This is a genomic window from Enterococcus gallinarum (genome assembly GCF_021496385.1).
In the GTDB taxonomy this organism is placed as follows: Bacteria; Bacillota; Bacilli; order Lactobacillales; family Enterococcaceae; genus Enterococcus_D; species Enterococcus_D gallinarum.
Map to the genome: position 1 here is coordinate 2,853,398 of NZ_CP050816.1, position 17,644 is coordinate 2,871,041.

Annotated in this window: 17 protein-coding genes and 1 pseudogene; all 18 read right to left on the reverse strand. The window is 41.1% G+C overall.

The genetic code is table 11. The annotated features are described in order from the left end of the window. Positions 1–24 precede the first annotated feature (24 nt). On the reverse strand, positions 25–624 hold the full coding sequence (locus HED61_RS13925) for an NUDIX hydrolase N-terminal domain-containing protein (protein ID WP_081131526.1): 600 nt from the start codon (positions 622–624) through the stop codon (positions 25–27). A 115-nt stretch (positions 625–739) separates the two neighbouring features. Beyond that, the gene (locus HED61_RS13930; RefSeq protein ID WP_081131527.1) at positions 740–1,786 is read right to left on the reverse strand and encodes an FUSC family protein; all 1,047 of its coding nucleotides are present in this window, start codon (positions 1,784–1,786) and stop codon (positions 740–742) included. A 446-nt stretch (positions 1,787–2,232) separates the two neighbouring features. Next, positions 2,233–3,489, reverse strand: a complete 1,257-nt coding sequence (locus HED61_RS13935) for an NAD(P)H-dependent oxidoreductase (protein ID WP_005470786.1) — start codon at positions 3,487–3,489, stop codon at positions 2,233–2,235. 21 nt (positions 3,490–3,510) lie between these two features. Further along, positions 3,511–4,116: an NADPH-dependent FMN reductase gene (locus HED61_RS13940; protein WP_021150173.1), complete on the reverse strand. Its 606-nt coding sequence runs from the start codon at positions 4,114–4,116 to the stop codon at positions 3,511–3,513. A 3-nt stretch (positions 4,117–4,119) separates the two neighbouring features. Continuing rightward, positions 4,120–5,076, reverse strand: a complete 957-nt coding sequence (locus HED61_RS13945) for an FAD:protein FMN transferase (RefSeq protein WP_219644893.1) — start codon at positions 5,074–5,076, stop codon at positions 4,120–4,122. A gap of 257 nt (positions 5,077–5,333) precedes the next feature. Next, complete coding sequence (locus HED61_RS13950) at positions 5,334–6,182, reverse strand: helix-turn-helix domain-containing protein (protein WP_156247973.1); 849 nt, start codon at positions 6,180–6,182, stop codon at positions 5,334–5,336. Between the two features lie 132 nt (positions 6,183–6,314). Next, on the reverse strand, positions 6,315–7,022 hold the full coding sequence (locus HED61_RS13955; protein WP_060814549.1) for a deoxynucleoside kinase: 708 nt from the start codon (positions 7,020–7,022) through the stop codon (positions 6,315–6,317). Positions 7,023–7,785: 763 nt separating this feature from the next. After that, positions 7,786–9,009: pseudogene (locus tag HED61_RS13960) on the reverse strand (amidohydrolase family protein). 19 nt (positions 9,010–9,028) lie between these two features. Then, positions 9,029–10,351, reverse strand: a complete 1,323-nt coding sequence (locus HED61_RS13965; protein ID WP_219644891.1) for a citrate transporter — start codon at positions 10,349–10,351, stop codon at positions 9,029–9,031. 570 nt (positions 10,352–10,921) lie between these two features. Further along, positions 10,922–11,740: a peptide-methionine (S)-S-oxide reductase MsrA gene (gene msrA / locus HED61_RS13970; protein ID WP_195971797.1), complete on the reverse strand. Its 819-nt coding sequence runs from the start codon at positions 11,738–11,740 to the stop codon at positions 10,922–10,924. Between the two features lie 259 nt (positions 11,741–11,999). Next, positions 12,000–12,644, reverse strand: coding sequence for a glucose-6-phosphate 1-dehydrogenase family protein (locus HED61_RS13975; RefSeq protein ID WP_081131530.1), 645 nt, complete (start codon positions 12,642–12,644; stop codon positions 12,000–12,002). Between the two features lie 29 nt (positions 12,645–12,673). Continuing rightward, positions 12,674–13,414, reverse strand: a complete 741-nt coding sequence (gene truA / locus HED61_RS13980; protein ID WP_003125859.1) for a tRNA pseudouridine(38-40) synthase TruA — start codon at positions 13,412–13,414, stop codon at positions 12,674–12,676. A gap of 160 nt (positions 13,415–13,574) precedes the next feature. Further along, the gene (locus HED61_RS13985) at positions 13,575–14,081 is read right to left on the reverse strand and encodes a DinB family protein (protein WP_003125858.1); all 507 of its coding nucleotides are present in this window, start codon (positions 14,079–14,081) and stop codon (positions 13,575–13,577) included. A gap of 95 nt (positions 14,082–14,176) precedes the next feature. Further along, the gene (locus HED61_RS13990; RefSeq protein WP_005470766.1) at positions 14,177–14,494 is read right to left on the reverse strand and encodes a carboxymuconolactone decarboxylase family protein; all 318 of its coding nucleotides are present in this window, start codon (positions 14,492–14,494) and stop codon (positions 14,177–14,179) included. A 13-nt stretch (positions 14,495–14,507) separates the two neighbouring features. Next, a complete protein-coding gene (locus tag HED61_RS13995; protein ID WP_005470765.1) occupies positions 14,508–14,921 on the reverse strand; it encodes a cupin domain-containing protein in 414 nt (137 codons plus the stop codon). Positions 14,922–15,072: 151 nt separating this feature from the next. Further along, positions 15,073–15,954, reverse strand: a complete 882-nt coding sequence (locus HED61_RS14000; protein ID WP_219644889.1) for a LysR family transcriptional regulator — start codon at positions 15,952–15,954, stop codon at positions 15,073–15,075. A 236-nt stretch (positions 15,955–16,190) separates the two neighbouring features. Further along, on the reverse strand, positions 16,191–17,159 hold the full coding sequence (gene lacD, locus HED61_RS14005) for a tagatose-bisphosphate aldolase (protein WP_219644886.1): 969 nt from the start codon (positions 17,157–17,159) through the stop codon (positions 16,191–16,193). A gap of 19 nt (positions 17,160–17,178) precedes the next feature. After that, positions 17,179–17,634, reverse strand: a complete 456-nt coding sequence (locus tag HED61_RS14010) for a fructose PTS transporter subunit IIA (RefSeq protein WP_005470755.1) — start codon at positions 17,632–17,634, stop codon at positions 17,179–17,181. Positions 17,635–17,644 lie beyond the last annotated feature (10 nt).

A 17,644-nucleotide genomic window follows, 5' to 3' on the forward strand; every position in this document is an offset into this window, starting at 1 on the left:
TGGTTAAACTGTTTTTGTGAATGATCAATCCACAAAATTTTGCTCTTCCTCAATCAAAATCTTTAATTGTTCTGCTGTCGTTCGTTTCATTGACAACGGCGGCAACTCTTCCAACGTAAAGAAGCCACTGGCAGAGGTTTCACTGTTCGTCACAAAAGAACCTTCTTTGATCGAACAGGCAAAAACTAATTTATAATATTGAAACAATTGTGGAATGTCTTTGCGCAGATTAGTATCAAATACTGCACAAAGTTTGTCAACTTCAACAACTAATCCTGTCTCTTCCAACACTTCTTTTATAACGTTTTCTTTGGGTGAGAAACCGACTTCTGCATAGCCACCCGGTAAAGACCACTCTTTTGTATGAATGTCTTCCACTAATAAGACTTTGTTATCCTGGCGAATCAATGCTCGAACATCTACTTTTGGTGTTGGATACCCTTCATTGGCATCTAGCACAAGTTTAAGCGTATCGGTTGTTTCTTTCGTCGATCGGCTCATCAATTCCACTAGAATTTCTTTCATTTCGACATAACGCTCTTGATCATAAATATCCTTGCCATAATAGATCCCAGCATCAGCGATTGCTAGCAATCGCTGATACTTCTCAAAAATCTCCTGCATCTGCTCCCCTCGCTTTGTGCTCTGTCATTCTCTCTTTATGATAAAGCAAATCCTGGCAGATAGAAAGCCAGACAGCACTAATTTCTAAAGTCAGCTAGCATTATTCAACAAGCAATCATTCTTTGCGATAGATCATGCTTTGCTGGATTTGCTTTAACGCAAAATCCATGAGAAAAATCAATCCCATAGCCAATAAACTACCGATCAATGTTCCCGAGAAACGCCAAGGAATCAGATGGAGTGGTACAAAACTACTGCCGATAGTCATCAAAAGCAGCACTTGCGGATTGGTAAAAAAGTTGGCGATCGTATAATTGACAGGCATGAAATATTCCGTCAATACATTCAATACAATCAAAATAGCAGCTTTTGCTTCTAATGGTAAATCCAGTGCCATGAGTAAGAAACCTAATAAGAGCCCAACTATTCCTCCTAGCACACGACCGATTGTTCTTTTTTTGATGTTTTCCATATGTTCGCCAGCGAGTACCGCGGCTGCAGAAATCAAGATCCAATAACCATTGCTTGCTCTCAACAGATATCCACTATAAGTAGCAATAAATAAAATCATCGAAAAATGCATCGCTTTTAGGATCATTTCCGGTTGGTGGTAAAGAGCGACATAATACTTATCTTTGAGAGAAAGCTGCTGAAAGCGATCTTTGGGTAAATGAAAAGGCAGCCTTTCTGCAGCGGAGATCAGCAACCCAGCCGCCAGAGAACCTACGATTCCATAAAGAAGATAGGAGCTTTGATGAAGAATCGCCAGTAAAGCATCTGTCACATTCTGTGTTTGATGGTGAAAATTGAATCCCGTTGCGTAGAGCATCAGTACAAAGAAATAATCTGGTTTTGGCAAGCGGTAGATTTTGGAAAGTAAAAAAGCCGTGAAGGATAAGCAGCCGATAATAAACGGTGCACTCCAAGGAATCAATGAAGTAATCGCCCCTAAAATAAAAGCACTCAACAATGCAAAACCGTGGATCAGGATTGCTTTTATATTGTAACTGAAGGAACGGTGCTGAAAAGCCAAATAAGAAAAAGCTCCCATGGCTCCAACAGAACAAATCATGGGGTCTTTGGAAAGAATCCCAGTAATCAAAGGAACGCCCATTGCGATGCCAGAGCCCAATGGACGTAATAGTTTGGTAGTTAAATTCATGACATTCCTCCTCTAGCCCCTATTGGGAGCGACATCTTTTATAAGTGGTTGTTTGGGAAAAAATTAGTATGTAAATGATCAGAAGAAAACAAGATCTTCAATGAAAAACACGGCATAACTGATGAAGCAAGCTATAGAAGATGAAAGATTTTTAACAATGGAAAAACAAGCAGCGACTTTCTAGCAGAGAGGCAACGGCCTCCCTAACAATTATAGGAATGAAAATCAAAATATGCAAACTTTTCAAGAAAGTTTCGTGAATCACTTGATCTCAGTTAATCTATCAGAAAAGACAGTGCTCTCTCATTGCCGTCAATTATACGGTTCAAGTGATATAAAAAAGATCAAAACTATTCTGGAGCAAACAAGAAGTTGCACTCAGTTAGTTTTGATCGAATTATTTTATTCCTCTATCTCCTTTAGGATAGGAAAAATTTAGTCCTCTTTTATTTTACAGATGCACTAGAAACAGCATCGACTACGACAGCCTCTGGCGCACCAGTTGTCGTAGCTGACTCTGCGTTATCTTCGTGGACAGAAGCACTGGTAACAGCATCTGAGTTCTCGTGAACAGAAGCGCTAGAGACAGCATCTTCGTTTCCCACCAATTTTTGACCGGTTTGTTGCAGATACCATTCAATGATTGGTTTGAAATCTAGAATATACTCGTTGATACCTGCATATTCGCCATTTTCATCATGCATGGCTTGGTAATTGTGGACGATGTATTTCTCTGGAACCTGTTTTGGTACATGAACCCGAACAGCATCTGTAGCGCCGCTGCGCAATTGTTGGATCACCCATTCCACATTTTTATATGATTTTTCAGGGTGACAGTTTGCTAATGGATTGCCCACCTGACCGGGAACACGAGCTGCCAACATTTCATGGGCTTCTTGACGCAAGTTATAATACAAGAATTGATTATTGCTATCCGCAAAGGTCAACTCCATCGGCATTGAATCTAAAAAGTAATTGATTTGATCGACGGTCAATAATCCACGATTTAACTGTACATAAGTATTTCCAGAAACGGCCCCTACTGCTTCTGCAGCTTTCTCAAGCCATTGATCATCAGACATATCAACGCCTTCCACCGTTGTAGCGATCTTCCCAGTCGCATGTAAATCTTCTGGTGGCAATTGTTTAGGTCCAGCTAATGCAGAGACTACGTTAATAAATTTGACGAAGCTTGCTAACGTGCTGCCTAAAAAATCAATTGTTCGTTGATCGATCAGATTCCCATCTTCATCAAAAGCTTCTTTTGACTTTCCTAGTAAAAACTCATTCCCCGGCATCACAAGTGCATTGACTCCTGGGGCATCCAAGATTTGACGCAAATGCAACTGTGATCTGGAAGTTCCTTGATCATAATACGAAGCACCCACGACCATTACTGGCTTATTTTCAAGAGGATGAATCTTAAATGAAAGCCATTCCAAGACACTTTTCAGGCCTGCTGGTACTGTATGATTGTGCTCTGGTGTAGCAATGATTACGCCATCGGCTAAAATGATTTTTCGATTTAGTTGCTGGATCTCTGGACTGTTCGTTTGATCATCATCTTGATTGAATAATGGCAAATCTTTGATTTCGACCAGTTCCAAAGTAAAAAGTTCGGTGAATTGTTTTTTGATGAATGTTAATAATTTTCGATTGGTTGAAACTTCTGCTGTTGATCCGACGATACCGATTAATTTCATCTTTTCTATCTCCTATCGCAATTAAATGGTTTCCCAAGAAAAATTTTCTGCTTCACGTTTATTGGCTTGATGGGCATGTTGTAACTGACTTGTGATCGTCACAAACAAGAGAAAATCACTGAATAGTTCCCGCAATTTTGTTACTTGCTCTTCATCTTTCAGGCGTCCTTGTTCATCAAAAGCTTGTAATGAGTGCCCCAAAAGAAATTCTGAACTTGGCATGATCCGTGCTTTTAATTCCGGTGAATCTAAAATCTGCCGCAAATGAGCCTGGGCTCTGGAAGACCCTAGTGTGCCATACGACGCCCCTGTGATCATAACGGGCTTATCAACAAAAGGAAAAATACCATAAGAAAGCCAATTCAAGGCATTGATCAGCGAAGCTGGAACGGCGTGGTCATATTCTGGGGTACTGATGATCACGCCATCAGCAGCTTCAATTTTTTCTGCAATCCTTCTGACTGCTTCCGGCAACTCATGGTCTTCCGGCTTATTGAATAAGGGAAGACCGGCGATTTCGACAAGTTCGATCTCCGCTTCACTAGCAAAAAAGTTTTTCATGAAGTTTAACAAATCGCGATTCGTTGATCGTGATGAGTTGGTTCCTACTAAGCCTATAAATTTCATTTTTTATTCTTCCTTTCCAAAATAATTTTCTTTGATCCCTGACGTGTGGCAGACCCGATTCTCCCTTGTGACAAGGATTCCTTCGATTCCGGTCTGAGCTTTCAATTGATCCACCACTTGAACGATCGGTTTACCAAATAAACGAGTTGTCCAGATTTCTCCTTCCAACGATGACTTAGAAACAATGGTCAGACTCGCTAAGTCACTTTTGGTTGGAAAGCCTGTTTTTGGATCAATGATGTGATGATAAACGGATGCTCCTTGCTGTAAATAGCGTTCATAGATACCAGAAGTCACAAGAGAGGCATTCTTGACTTTGATGATCTCCAATGATTGCTGCCTTGTTCCTTGGGGGTCTCTGATACCGATACGCCAAAAACCATCCTGATGTTTAGGAGACGCGCCATAGGTCACGATATTACCGCCTAAATTGATCAAAGCATAAACAGCATGGTTCTGATGACAGTACATTCGTAATTTATCAGCAATGTAGCCCTTAGCTAATGAACCGAGGTCTAGCAGCATTCCCTGTTTTTCCAAGAAGACACTTTGCTCTTCCTCATTCAGACGAATTTGTTGCGGGTCTGTCAATGGCAATAGTGCAGTTACTTCTGAGGGTGTGAGGACTTTTGCATCCGTAAATCCGATCCGCCATCTTTGGACAAGAGGACCAATCGCAATATTCAAGTGACTGTCTGCTGCACAACTATGATATTTGCCGATTTTGATCAGCTCATAAAGTTCTGGATCGACGACCACAGGATGTTGACCAGCTGCGTGATTCACCGCCATCAATTCTGAGTGGGGATCGTTTGCGCTAAATCGTGTTTCATATTCATGCAGCAGGCGTTCTAATTCTGATAGTAACCACATTGGATCGTTATGGGCAACTTGTAATGTGATGGTTGTACCCATTCTATGAATGACCCTTGTTTCTTCTCGAAAAAAGTCTTCACCCATTTGTATCCCTTCTTTGATTCCAAAAATCAAACGACTCGCTAGCGAACCATCATTTTTGTTATTATTTTCACAATCAGAGAATACTCCTTTAAAACATTTTTGTCAATATTATTATATATTTTTTTATATACAAAGCCGCGCTAATCTTATATAAAAAAAAGAACAACCTTCGATCTTTCGTTGCTAGATCAAAGGTTGTTCCCTATAAAACGGATCAAAAATAACGACTCATTTTCATTTGCTTTAGTCATGCATCATTATAGCTGTTTTTTCATCTGATTTAACTCATTGATCAACAGCCGATTTTTGTTGATTTTTGCAAACGCAAGTGCATCTTGTATCAATTCTAGAATGACAGAAGCTGGTTCGCCGGCAGCTTGGGCATTTTTGGCCAACTGTGCAGCTGCACGGGCCAGATAATAGGTCAAATGATTCTCTGAGCAAATGGCGATCGCATAATTTAATAGTGCGTTGCTGGTTTCAAGATCATTCGTTTGCGCGTAAAAAACCCCGCAATGGAAAACGATATTCAAAACGCGCCAGATGTCTTCCGTTGTTTGGATGGGATACGTATAAATTTCGCTAAATACTTTATCGAAATATACTTCCGCTTTTTCCAACTCAGCTTCACGCGCATAAGCGATGCCGATCCCCGTGTAGGCCAGCAGTTGAAATACTGTGTCGGTCGTCTTTGACATCAGCAATTGATCAAAATGGAACAAGACATCCGTGAACGGCGCCTGGTTAAAAACCATCTCGAATCCTTTAAGATAATAATAACGAGCTCTTAAATCGGCGTCTTTGATCGTTTTGGGATCGATTTTCCCCAAAATTTGAGCCAATTGTTCAAATTCACTGGTAATCAGCGAAAATTCAGCTTTTTCTAGTTGTTCATCTAGTTGTGAATTCACCACATTGATTGAAGAAAAAAGATCCACTAAAGGCAGATTGATTCGATTGCATAACTTGATCAATATTTTCAAGGAAGGGACTTGTCCATTATTTTCAAACCTGCTCAGAGTTGCTTGTGTGCAAATACCCTCTGAAAGTTCTTTTTGTGACATCCCAGCAGCCTTTCGTGCTGCAATAAATTTCTCTACATTCAATTGCCTTTCCCCTCTCTGCTTCAACAATGGCAGCCATTCAGTACCGATATGATTTTAGCATGTTTTTTTGAAAACAGGCACCCTCTTTTGATTTTATTTTTCCCTTGTGAAGGGGAAGACTCTTTGGAACAATCACTTTTCTGAGAAATCGCCTTTTACAACAGCCCGCTGGGTTTGATAGATTCCTTTCTCTTTTCCTGTACGTATCTCGGCTAGCTTTGTTTCGATCATTTTCATAATTTTGTTCAAGTTTTGAGGGTCTGCTACAAAATCTAGTTCATCCCCATCGATCTGCATTTTCGGACAGACATCAAAATTTTCATACCAAGCATCATACCGTTCGTTCAACAATTTGTAGTAATCATACAAACTTGGATCATTTGCCACCTGTTCATACGAACGTCCTCGCTTACCGATCCGATCGATCATAGTCTCCAAAGAAACTTTGATGTGGATCATCAAGTCTGGTTGTTTCATTGGGGCGGAGTCTTCCAACTCACGCAGCATCGTGTTCAATAAATTGTCGTATTGCTCGACTTCCATTGGTGAGATCCTTCCAAGATCTGCATTCAAATGAAACATCATGCTGTCTTCATAAATCGAACGGTCGATCACATTGTCATCGTGAGACAAGGCTTCCCGCATTGCAAGAAAACTTTTATTCAAAAAAAAGATTTGCAACAAAAAAGCATATCTTTCTGGATTTGAGTAGAACAATGGTAACACATCGTTGTCCTCAACATTTTCATAAAATGGTTTTGAAGCCATTTCCTTCGATAAAAAATCGGTCAAACTACTTTTACCTGCTCCAATCGTTCCTGCTATCAATAACACATGCATCCATCCTTCTTACTAAAATATCGTTGAGCCATCCTTGTCTCGCTTTTTGCCTCACTGATAAACCTAACACTGAAGCTGATTCAAAACGTAGGCGTATCTTTACATGGCATTTGGTTAGCAGCAAAATACTCATAAAAGACCTTGTTTACTGATTTCTCTTTGATAACAAAAGATTTCTCGCGACTAATGTCTCAGTGGCAACCTCTCTAGTGTATCAAATCCAGCACGTATTACAAGATTGAAGGTCCTTTTTCCAATAACGGGCACTCTTCTGCTAACAGGTTGTCGTCTAAACTCGTGCGTTTCTCAGAGTCGTAATGGCGGATTCTTTATGCTTGTTTGCCTCACTTCGACACAAATCCCTGCTAAACGATTATGACAAAAACAGCGCTCCTTCCAAACTTCAAGATCCATTTTACCTAATCTTTAAAAAAAGTAAATACAATATATAGTGAACAGAGTGTAAGAAAAAGATTAAAAAATACTATATATTGTGAAGTAATGGTATCTAAAGGAAGGAAATATTCAGTCACTGCAGCTGATTTTGTTATTCATTTTTTCCCCCAAAAAACACAACACCTGCTCTCCTATCAGAAAAAAGAGCAGGTGTTGTGTTTAAAATGTTGCTATTCCACTTCAATGGATCAGCAATCAGTCGTTTTTGTCCCCTTGAATCAAAAAACAAACTCTAGCTAGGGTATATCCTTTGTGTCAGTGAACTGATTTCCGCCTCTTTCCACTAAAGAATATCTTTCCATGGTCCTTAACGTAAGATTTCGATCGTTTTCTCGATTTTAACCGTTACACGACCGTTCTTGATCACATAAACCCGTTCGGGAATATCAATCAATGCATTGCTTTTCGACTTTGTATCTAACAATACAAGATCGGCTTTTTTACCAACAGCTAATCCATAATCAGCTAGTTTCAACGCTTTCGCCGTGTTGGTAGTGATCATCGGTAAAACCGTCGGCAAGTCGGCAGCCCCACCTAAGTGGGCAACTGGAACAGCTAGCATCGCAATCTGAATCAAGTCCCCATTCCCATAAGGTGTGAAGGCATTGCGGATGTTGTTGCTTCCTAAGCAGATATTTACACCACCATCTCTTAATTTGCGAATCGGAGTGACTGCACGACGCACATTATAAGGATCGTTTCTCGCCCCTAAATGAAGATCGGTGGCAGGCAATGGCATGACATTGATTTGTGCTTCCGCCATCAATGAGATGACTTCTGCTAATTTTTCAGGCGGCATCGCATGCAACGCGGTCAAATGACCTACGGAGACACGCCCGTGATAGCCTTCTTTAATGGTCTTCTCACACAGATAAACAATTGATGTCTCATCCGCTTCATCGGCGAAATCTTGATGGAGATCAATGTCTTTATCAAACTATTTGGCAATCGAAAAAACCAAATCAATATGCTCATTGGCTGGTGCGTCATTATAAGGAATCCCCCCTACAACGTCGGCACCTTTTTCCATTGCTTCGATCATCATCTTATCAGTACCAGGCGCCTTGAAGATTCCTTCTTGGGGAAATGCGACAACTTGCATATCAATCAAATCCTTGTATTCTTCTTTTAATCGCATGATTGTATCAAAACCCGTAAATCCTTGGGCTGGATCAAACTCTGCATGAGTCCGCACAGCTGTCGTACCATGAACGATCAGCATCTCAAGTGCTTGTTTTGCCCGTTGGTATATGTCTTCCTCTGTGAAAGTTGGCTTTAATTTTGCAGTAACCGCGATAGCTTCTTGCAGTGTGCCGGAATTGTTGGGTTCACGGTCAGCGATCAATGCTTTATCCAAATGAATATGGCTTTCTACAAGACCGGGAATCAGCACTCGTCCATTGGCTTCGATGGTCTCATTTGTAACTGTTTCGATGGATGGTGCGATCTCGACGATTTTGCCAGCAGTAATGCCAACGTCTTTTAACTCTTCTCCATCCTCGATTCTTGCTTGTTTAATTAGTAGATCCATTTCTTTTCCTCCCTCTTACTTACCCAAAAATCAAACCAATGAACAACAATATAATTGAAGCAAGACTTAGCCATTTCACATTTCCTTTGACCACATCCAAAATGGGGATTTGGAATCCTGAAGATAATGCTTGCATCGTGATGTTGACGAAACTCATTTGACTGCCTAAGCCCACGCCCATTGTGACAAAACCTAAAGCAATCGGTGGGAATCCTAGGGAAACGGCGACTGGCAAAACAAGTGTCAACACTGAGCCCACATACGCTCCGGCAGGAATGCCAATCAAGACTCCGGTTAAAATCGCCACAGGTACTACAACAAATTCCGGTGCATTTTGAGCTACCCCAGCAATGACGGCAAACGTTCCTGTTTGCGCAATGATATTGATGAATGCCAAGAAGATTCCCACTTGAAAAAGACGAGTCAGAATATACGTTGATCCATCTACCATTGCTTCCACCGATTGATTCATTGAAAAATCAGTACATAAGTAAATCAATGCTAATGTGATCACCATATAAACAAGCGGTGTGAAGAAAACAAAACCAATCAACTCATTGACTAGCGGGCCGAATATAACTGCAAAAAGCAAGAAAATCGCTGGTAATGTGATTTTGAACAACTCGCCATTACTTTTTGTTTCATATTCATTTTCTGCAGAAGCTTTAAAGCCGATGTGACGGCGCTTCGTTCCCCAAAAAGCCAAAGCGATAGCTAACACGACAAACAACAACCAAAAAGGACGCATCTCAACAACATAAGAAGAAACGCTAAAGCCGCCCAGTTTGGAAACAATACTTGATTCTAAGGAGGCAGGAGAAGTTGTAAATGAAACAGCTGCCGCTAGCGACATGGCTGCAATCAATTCTGGAACCACTCCCACTGCTGCAAAGGCCAGTGGTGCGATCACCATTGCACTGCCGCCGCCAATTCCAGACATATAAGTAGCTGCTGCAAGCAAAATGACAATAAATGCAGAAACATATTCTACCTTGCCTTTTGTTCCTCGTTTAGCCAAAGTCAAAGCTGCCGTATAGCTTCCCGCTTTGAAAACAGCCATTGCCACAGCAGAATTGATGATGGGGACAGTGATACTCAACATCGTTGGCACAGCTTCCAGCAGTTGCGTATTGGCTTCTGCTAAACTGATCCCTCCGATGATCATTGCTAGTATACCAGCAACTAGTCCAGCAATGATCATATCTACCTTTCTAAATAAAAGAACTAAAACCAAGACCAATGGAACTAAAACCAAAATAGCTTTAAATCCTGTTGGTGCAACGATTTGGTCAATTGCTTCTTCAGCATGTACAGCAATGCCATAAAACATTCCTACAAACATAGCCGCAAGCAAAAAAAAACCATTTTTTAAATGTTTTCATTTTTCCACGTCCTTTTTTGGATAAAAATAAATGCATTGAAAAAAACGAATGATTCAGTCTATTACGTAACTAGCTAAATAGATTATTCCATTTAGAGAAACTCAAACGGGGCCTGCTTTCTCCTTTCTATAAAACAATTACTGCCGATTACCTATTGAAATCAAAATGAGATCACTCTTAAAAAACTACCCCTTTCACTACTTGCTATTCAGCTACAAGTTCTCTGAGCCACTCCTCCCTAAGAATCATTCCCTGCACTGTCCACTACTAATAAACGGCCACAAGATGCCGTTGGTGAATCCTTTGAAGTTGTCGGACATACAAATACACCGCTTTTTTGTGGGAATGATTCTTCCTTTTCTCCTTTTCTGCCTATCTTCCTGTTTTCTATTTTACGCGAATGTGAATCCGCTTTCTTTAGACGTTATTCTAAAAAAAACGATCTTTTTTTAGCCGATTGTCTAAATCATTTGCATCAAAGTGAAACAAAAGCGGCTGTTCTGCCTATTCTGACCAGCCGCTTTTATCAATTATCTGGTTCCACTGAAGAATCGCTTGATCCGCTGATAGACCAGCAATTGTTTGCGGGCACGTTGAATCCGGCGATACCGATGAGGATTTTTTTGGTAAAACCCTTGATGGTAATTCTCGGCTGGCCAGAAAGTCGTGGCTGGTCTAATCTCTGTGATGATTGGTTTTGCGTAATGACCTGCCCTTTGCAGCTGTTCTTTTGACGCTTCAGCAATCGCTTGTTGCTGCGGATCTCCGACAAAAATGATTGGTCGGTACTGCTTTCCCCGATCTTGAAACTGTCCACCAGCATCTGTGGGATCCGTCAACTGCCAATACAATGAGACTAGCTCCTCATACGTAATCAACCGATTGTCAAAAATGATTTCCACTGCTTCTACATGTCCGCTTAACCCGCTACTGACTTGATCGTACGTGGGATGCGGGATATTCCCGCCGGTATATCCTGAAAGAACAGAAGTGATCCCTGTTTTCTGTTCAAAAGGCTCCACCATACACCAAAAACATCCCCCCGCAAAAATGGCTGTTTCTTGATGACTCCAGTCAGCGATTTGATGTGTCTTTGTTTTTTGAGTTGTTTGAGTTGTTTCTATCCCTCTTAACTGATCATAAAAATCCTGTAAATCCGGTGTCAAGTTGCCTCGAAGTGCCAATGGTCGCAAAGCAGCTTCCAACTCTGATAGGACATTTTTTTGTTCTTGTCCGGATTCTAACCGATCTCGGGCTGCCAACAACTGGGATCGTTCCCAATCTCTTGTCCCTGGATTGATGATCAAATTGTAAAGCTGACTTAATCGTTCCTCGTCCATCCTTCTCATCCTCTCTGCCAGCAAAACTTTGAAGTGTTCCATCCTCTTGCAATTACTTGAAATGATTTATATGCAAATTACCATATTTCCTTCATCTGGCCTACTGATTCGCTTTCTGACCAAAGAAAAAATTCTCTAAATGACAAAAAAACCGAACAAATAGCGGTACAGACCATCAACATAGGAGGGTCTGAAATTCCTGTAGAACAGAAATCAGCTATCGTTCAGTTCGAGGTATTTTGCTGTTTGGTTATCTTAAGAGCATTGTTTATCTTGTTAGTGAAAAATACAATGGACTTAATTCTTCTAATGCTTCAGTCGTCAATCTCTCAACATCTTCGATGCTCTCTGATGGAAACCAAAGTTTGCCGATTTGAAAACTGCGTCCTTGCAGCTTTTCTTCAAGTTGTCTTTGTTTTTGCGGCTCTGAGAGGTATACAGCTAATGGGCAATGATCTTCTAGTTCATGTTCCACCTGTGGCCAAATATAATAATCAGCCAAATTTTTGTCTTTGCTCCATTCTTCAATCTGCCAGCGTAAGTCATTATAGGCTGCTAAACTCCCTGAACGTTGGCCACTTTTGTAATGTTGGAACATGAAATAGACTTGATATTGCTTTTGATTGATCAATGCAGCTAGGCAGGCATTTTGATTCGGATGTGCCTCATTCCGATAAGCACACCAAAAATGACTGCGCAAATTCCAACCATTCGTCCAACTCTCAACTTTCGGTTGAAGGTCTGCTGATACATTGGTTGCGACAGTCATTTGGATATGTTTCCATTTTTGCCAGCTCATCTGATAATCCTCTTTCAGCCGCTGAATTGTTTCTGGTGGGTAGATGTCTTTGAGTTGTTTAAAGGCAAATACCTCACGATCGAATAAATCAAAATCTGCCTTAGCAAATTCCATAATGTCACCTTACTTTTAAGCTCTATTTTTTAGTGGTAGTAAACAGCATCTAGGAACAATCCTTGGGAAGGCACTGTCTCTCCGGCTGCTTTTCGGACTTGATTCGTAAATATCTCATCGATCGCCGAAATGTCCATTGTACCCGCACCAATCTCTAAAATCGTCCCGGTGATGATCCGTACCATTTTATAAAGAAAGCCATCTCCTTTAAAGCGAAAACGCAGCATATCTCCTTCTCTTGTGAGTGAGAGTTCCTCGATTGTACGAGTAGTGGATTTTTTGGTCTTTTTTAATGCAGAAAAGCCAATAAAATCATGAGTGCCAATAAACTTCTCACAAGCTGCTTGCATTTTGTCCCAATCAAGCTCTTGCGGACAATGAAAACTCCGATGACGTTCAAATACGGTTGGAATCGGACTATTCCAAACATAATAACTGTATTGTTTGCCGGTCGCATTGTAACGGGCATGGAACCGTTCAGAGGCTTCTGCGACCTCTTTGATGACGATGTCTTGAGGTAGGTAGCGATTCAGGAATTGCAACATTTTTTCGGGGGACAAATCGCTTGCTGTCTTGAAATTGGCGACTTGTCCTCTCGCATGCGTCCCTGCATCTGTACGTCCAGACCCGATGATTTCGATTTTTTCATTTGTCATTTGTGTCAAAATACTTTCAATTTTCTCTTGGATCGTTCGATCAGAATCGCCTAAACGTTGCCACCCCAGATAGCGCTTGCCATCATATTCAATCGTAAGTTTAATATTTCTCATTTATTTTAATTGCTCCTGTCATCAATGATTTACCCCAAAAAACGGGTTCCCTTGCTTATCATAAGGGAACCCGTCACCGGTGTAAATGCTCTAAAGAAGATTTTAGCGATATTTCAAGAAAACAGCCAAAGATTCAAATTTCTGATGTCATTAAAAACTTTTATTTCCCAATCACTAATCTCCTTGTATAGACTGCTTGGCCCGAATGCATGACTGCATCATCGACGATGGAGACGATCCGAGCTTGTCGTGTCACAGCTGGCGTCCAGTTCTCATCAATCACTTCTGATAAGCTAGTTTCATCGATAGACTGAAGGTAATTAACTGCTAACTCGACACTAGCGGAAAGATAATCCACTAATAGTTCTTTTTGATTAACGATTACCTTGGCGGCTTCTTCTGGTGTATGACGCCAATCTTCTGTATCGTCAGGCAAATCCAAAGCAAATCGCTTCGTCCAGTCCGCTAGCCAAAGTGGTTCTTGATCCGCTAATGCGGAAATCTGCAGATCGATTTCGCGAGCGGTATGCCAGATCAGCCAAGTGACTGACTTGATCAGTGGCTCCGGCATCGTGTTCGCTTCCGCGATACTCATTTGCGCCAACGTTTCTTCAAATCGTTCTTGGGCCCGTTGCAATGTCTCGATCGTCAATTGTGTTTCCTTCATGATACTCCTCCTCTTTAGTAAGTGCTTATCTTTACTCTACTACAGAAAAAGGGAGAAACCAATGAATCAATCTGCAGGTAAAAAGGACTGAAAAATTATTCTTCCGCATAAATTTCTTTGGCTAAATTGAATGCCGACCATGCTTTAGGCCATCCGGCATAGAAAGCCAAGTGTGTGATCAATTCAACGATCTCTGCTTGAGTCACACCATTTTCTTTGGCGATTCGTAAATGAGCTTCTAATTGAGGCACACCTTGTGTCAAAAGGCTGGCAACAGTGATCAAACTGCGATCTCTGGCGGACAATTCTTGTTCTCTAGACCACACTTCTCCGAATAATACGTCATCATTCAATGCCGCAAACTGAGGGGCGAAGTCACCTAACCGTTCGCTTCCTGCTGTTTGTTTTTTCATTCTCATTGCCTCCTTATTTTTGTAACTGCTGATAGTCTTCCTCCGCCACAGCTTCGAGCCATTCAGGCGTTCCGGCAGTAATAGCCAGATGTTCAAACCAACTATCTTTTGCTGCGCCATGCCAATGCTTGATGCCATCATGGGTGACGACAATATCTCCTGCTGTCAAAAATTGGGCTGGTTTTCCTTCTTCTTGATACCAGCCTTCACCGCCAGTAATCAGCAAAATCTGATAACCATCATGATGAATATGCCAATTGTTGCGGCAACCTGGCTCAAAAGTTACATTCCCAACGCCAACATTGACCGAGGGGTCTGCAACTAAAGTGTTTAAATAGCTTTGTCCAACAAAGTATTGGGCATACGCTTCATTTTTTGCGCCACTTGGGAAAATCACGCCATCTTTTACCTCTTCAAATTTTGCCATTGCTTGTCTCCTCCTTGCATACCTCTTTGTCTGATACCATTGTGCCATTTTGTCAGCTTTCACAATCAATAAAGCGGCAATCCTTTCAATAACTTACAAGTTCATGTTACTGCTTGATCCACATAACGTCCAATACTTGTTAAGCTGATTTCTATGCTTGCAAAGCATGCTTGAATTTCTTCAAAAATGTTTGGACTGTCGGCGCCAAAATCGTCTCTTTCCTCCATACCAGAACACAGTTCGTTTCCAGAGGTGGCGAAAAGGGGATGAATTTTGTTTGGTTTTCTCGATGATGAATCGCTCCAGCAATTGCTAAAGCAGCAGCAACATTGTTTTCGACCAATAAAAGGACATTAAAAATCAAATTGTATCTCCCGACGATCGTCAACTCTTCTTCAACGAACCCGCCCCACGTGCAAAACATTTCCAAAACTTCTTTACGACTCGAACAAATCAACGGTGTGGTGAGGATGTCTGCAGGTGAGATACTGCTTTGATCAGCCAACGGGTGTTCATTTGCAACAAAAAGCCCCCAGACTTCTTTCTTAGGCAATGTCAGCCGATTGTATTGATCCGTCGTTGCAGGATCAATCAAAATCGCCACATCAAGCAAGCCTTTATCAAGTTTTTCCAGAATATCATTACTAGTTCCGCTAAAAATAGTAAAAGACACTTGGGGGTGATCAGTAACCATTTCTTCGATGATTTGTGTGAGCAAATAGGAGTTTTCCGCTTCCACACAACCAATCGCAATTTGTCCATTCAGAATCGTCTCCTGATAATTGAACAATTCTTGTTCTGTTTTCTGATTCAATTCAAGAATTTCTTCTGCGCGCTTTTTTAAAAACAGACCTGCTTCTGTTAAATAAAGTTTCTTATTTTGGCGCACAAACAATTCTGTGTGCAAACGCTCTTCAAACTCTCGAATTTGTCTGCTTAAAGTGGGTTGCGTAATGTTCAGCTTTTTAGCTGCTTGGGTAATATTTTGTTCCTCGGCTATTGCTAGAAAATACTTTAATACACGAGTTTCCATCGAAAACTCCTTTCTTCTATGACACAACATTTTTCCTACTGTTATCTCAGATTTTCGGGAAAAGAACGCATCCTTATTTATCTGTAACAACGAATACTAGGTTTATTCTACCACCTAACTAGAAATTCTTGACCGCTATTCGTTTGGTTCATCCAAACAAAAAGGCCCTTCATTCACTGAAGAGAACGAAGGAACCGATAGAATTGATTTTCAGTTGTTTCTAAAGGACGTTTTTATTACAAGCGAATCGGTGTAGCAGTCTTTTGCAGAACATTGTTTAGCGCTTCAATATTTGTACGTCCTTGGGTCTGCAGCCACTCTTTCGCCGCACCTTCTCCCTGAGTCACAAAAGGCTCTACACCGTTTGCCCAGGTTGCTCGTCCACAAAGTACGCCATTGAATTTTGAGCCGGATGTTTTGGCAAACTTCAACGTTTCTTGGAATAACTTAGCTGAAACCCCTGCACTCAAGAAAATATAGGGCAGATCCGTCGTTTCCGCTTGCTCTTTGAAATAAACCGCCGCTTCTTCTTTAGTATAAGCAGCTTCCTCCGCATAGCCCTCTACATAGTTCATATTCACAGGGACTTCCACTTTTAAGACATCAACGCCATAGTATGCTTGCGAAAATTCTCGCATCATATCGTTTACTTTATGAGGTTTTTTCAAAGCATATTCTTTCGAAGTGGTGTCTGGGATAGCAGCATCATAAGAAACCAGTTCTAAGAAAAATGGTAGATTTTCAGCAAGGCATTCCGAACCAATCCGTTCGATAAATGCCTTCTTTTGATCATTGATCTCGTCAGGTTCGTCCACATCATAATAGAGCAAAAACTTACAAGCATCCGCGCCATTTTCTTTTAGCCGTTTCACAGACCAGTTGGACAAAAGATCAGGCAAACGACCCGGAGTTGAAGCATCATAACCGGTTTTCTCATAGGCTAACAATAATCCAGCTTGTTCATCCCGAACTTGGGCTGCTGGCAATCCGTACTCTGGATCTAGTAAAATTGCTGAGGCATAAGGCGTCAACTCGGCTGACACGATTTTTTTGAAGGCACTGATTTGCTCTGTCGTGACTGAATGGTCTTGGAATCTGCCAATCATTTTTTTCAAAGCCCCTCGTTGATCAATGGCTAAAGCACTAATAATGCCATTTTCATTACATAGCTGTTGGATATATGCTTGCTTATTTGATAATGTCATGCTTTCACTACTTCCTTTTTTAGTTTTCTGCCAGTTTTCCATTTAAAATTTCGGCAATTTCATCAGGAGACTGTGCTTGCTTCAAACAATTTGTCACCTCTTTATGCATCAAAAGCCGTGCCACTTGAGACAATAGTTTCAAATGAGTCGTTCCCGCTTCTGAATCAGGTATAAAAAGAGCAATAATAAAATCAGTTCCTTCCCCATCCAAACTTTTCCAATCGATTTTGCTATTTAATTGGACGATGATGACATTGGCTTCTTCGATACTGTGATCTTTCGCATGAGGGATAGCAAATCCATCCATCATCCCCGTTGTACTCTCCTCTTCTCTTGTTAGCAATTTTCTATAAACAGCAGCTTGATCACTGCTGATGCCTAGAGTAACTGCTTGTGCTGCAAGGAAGGTCATTATTTCGTCTTGTGTCACAAAATCTCGCTTCATAAAAATGTGGTCTGTTTTGATCAACGTCATTTGTCTTCCT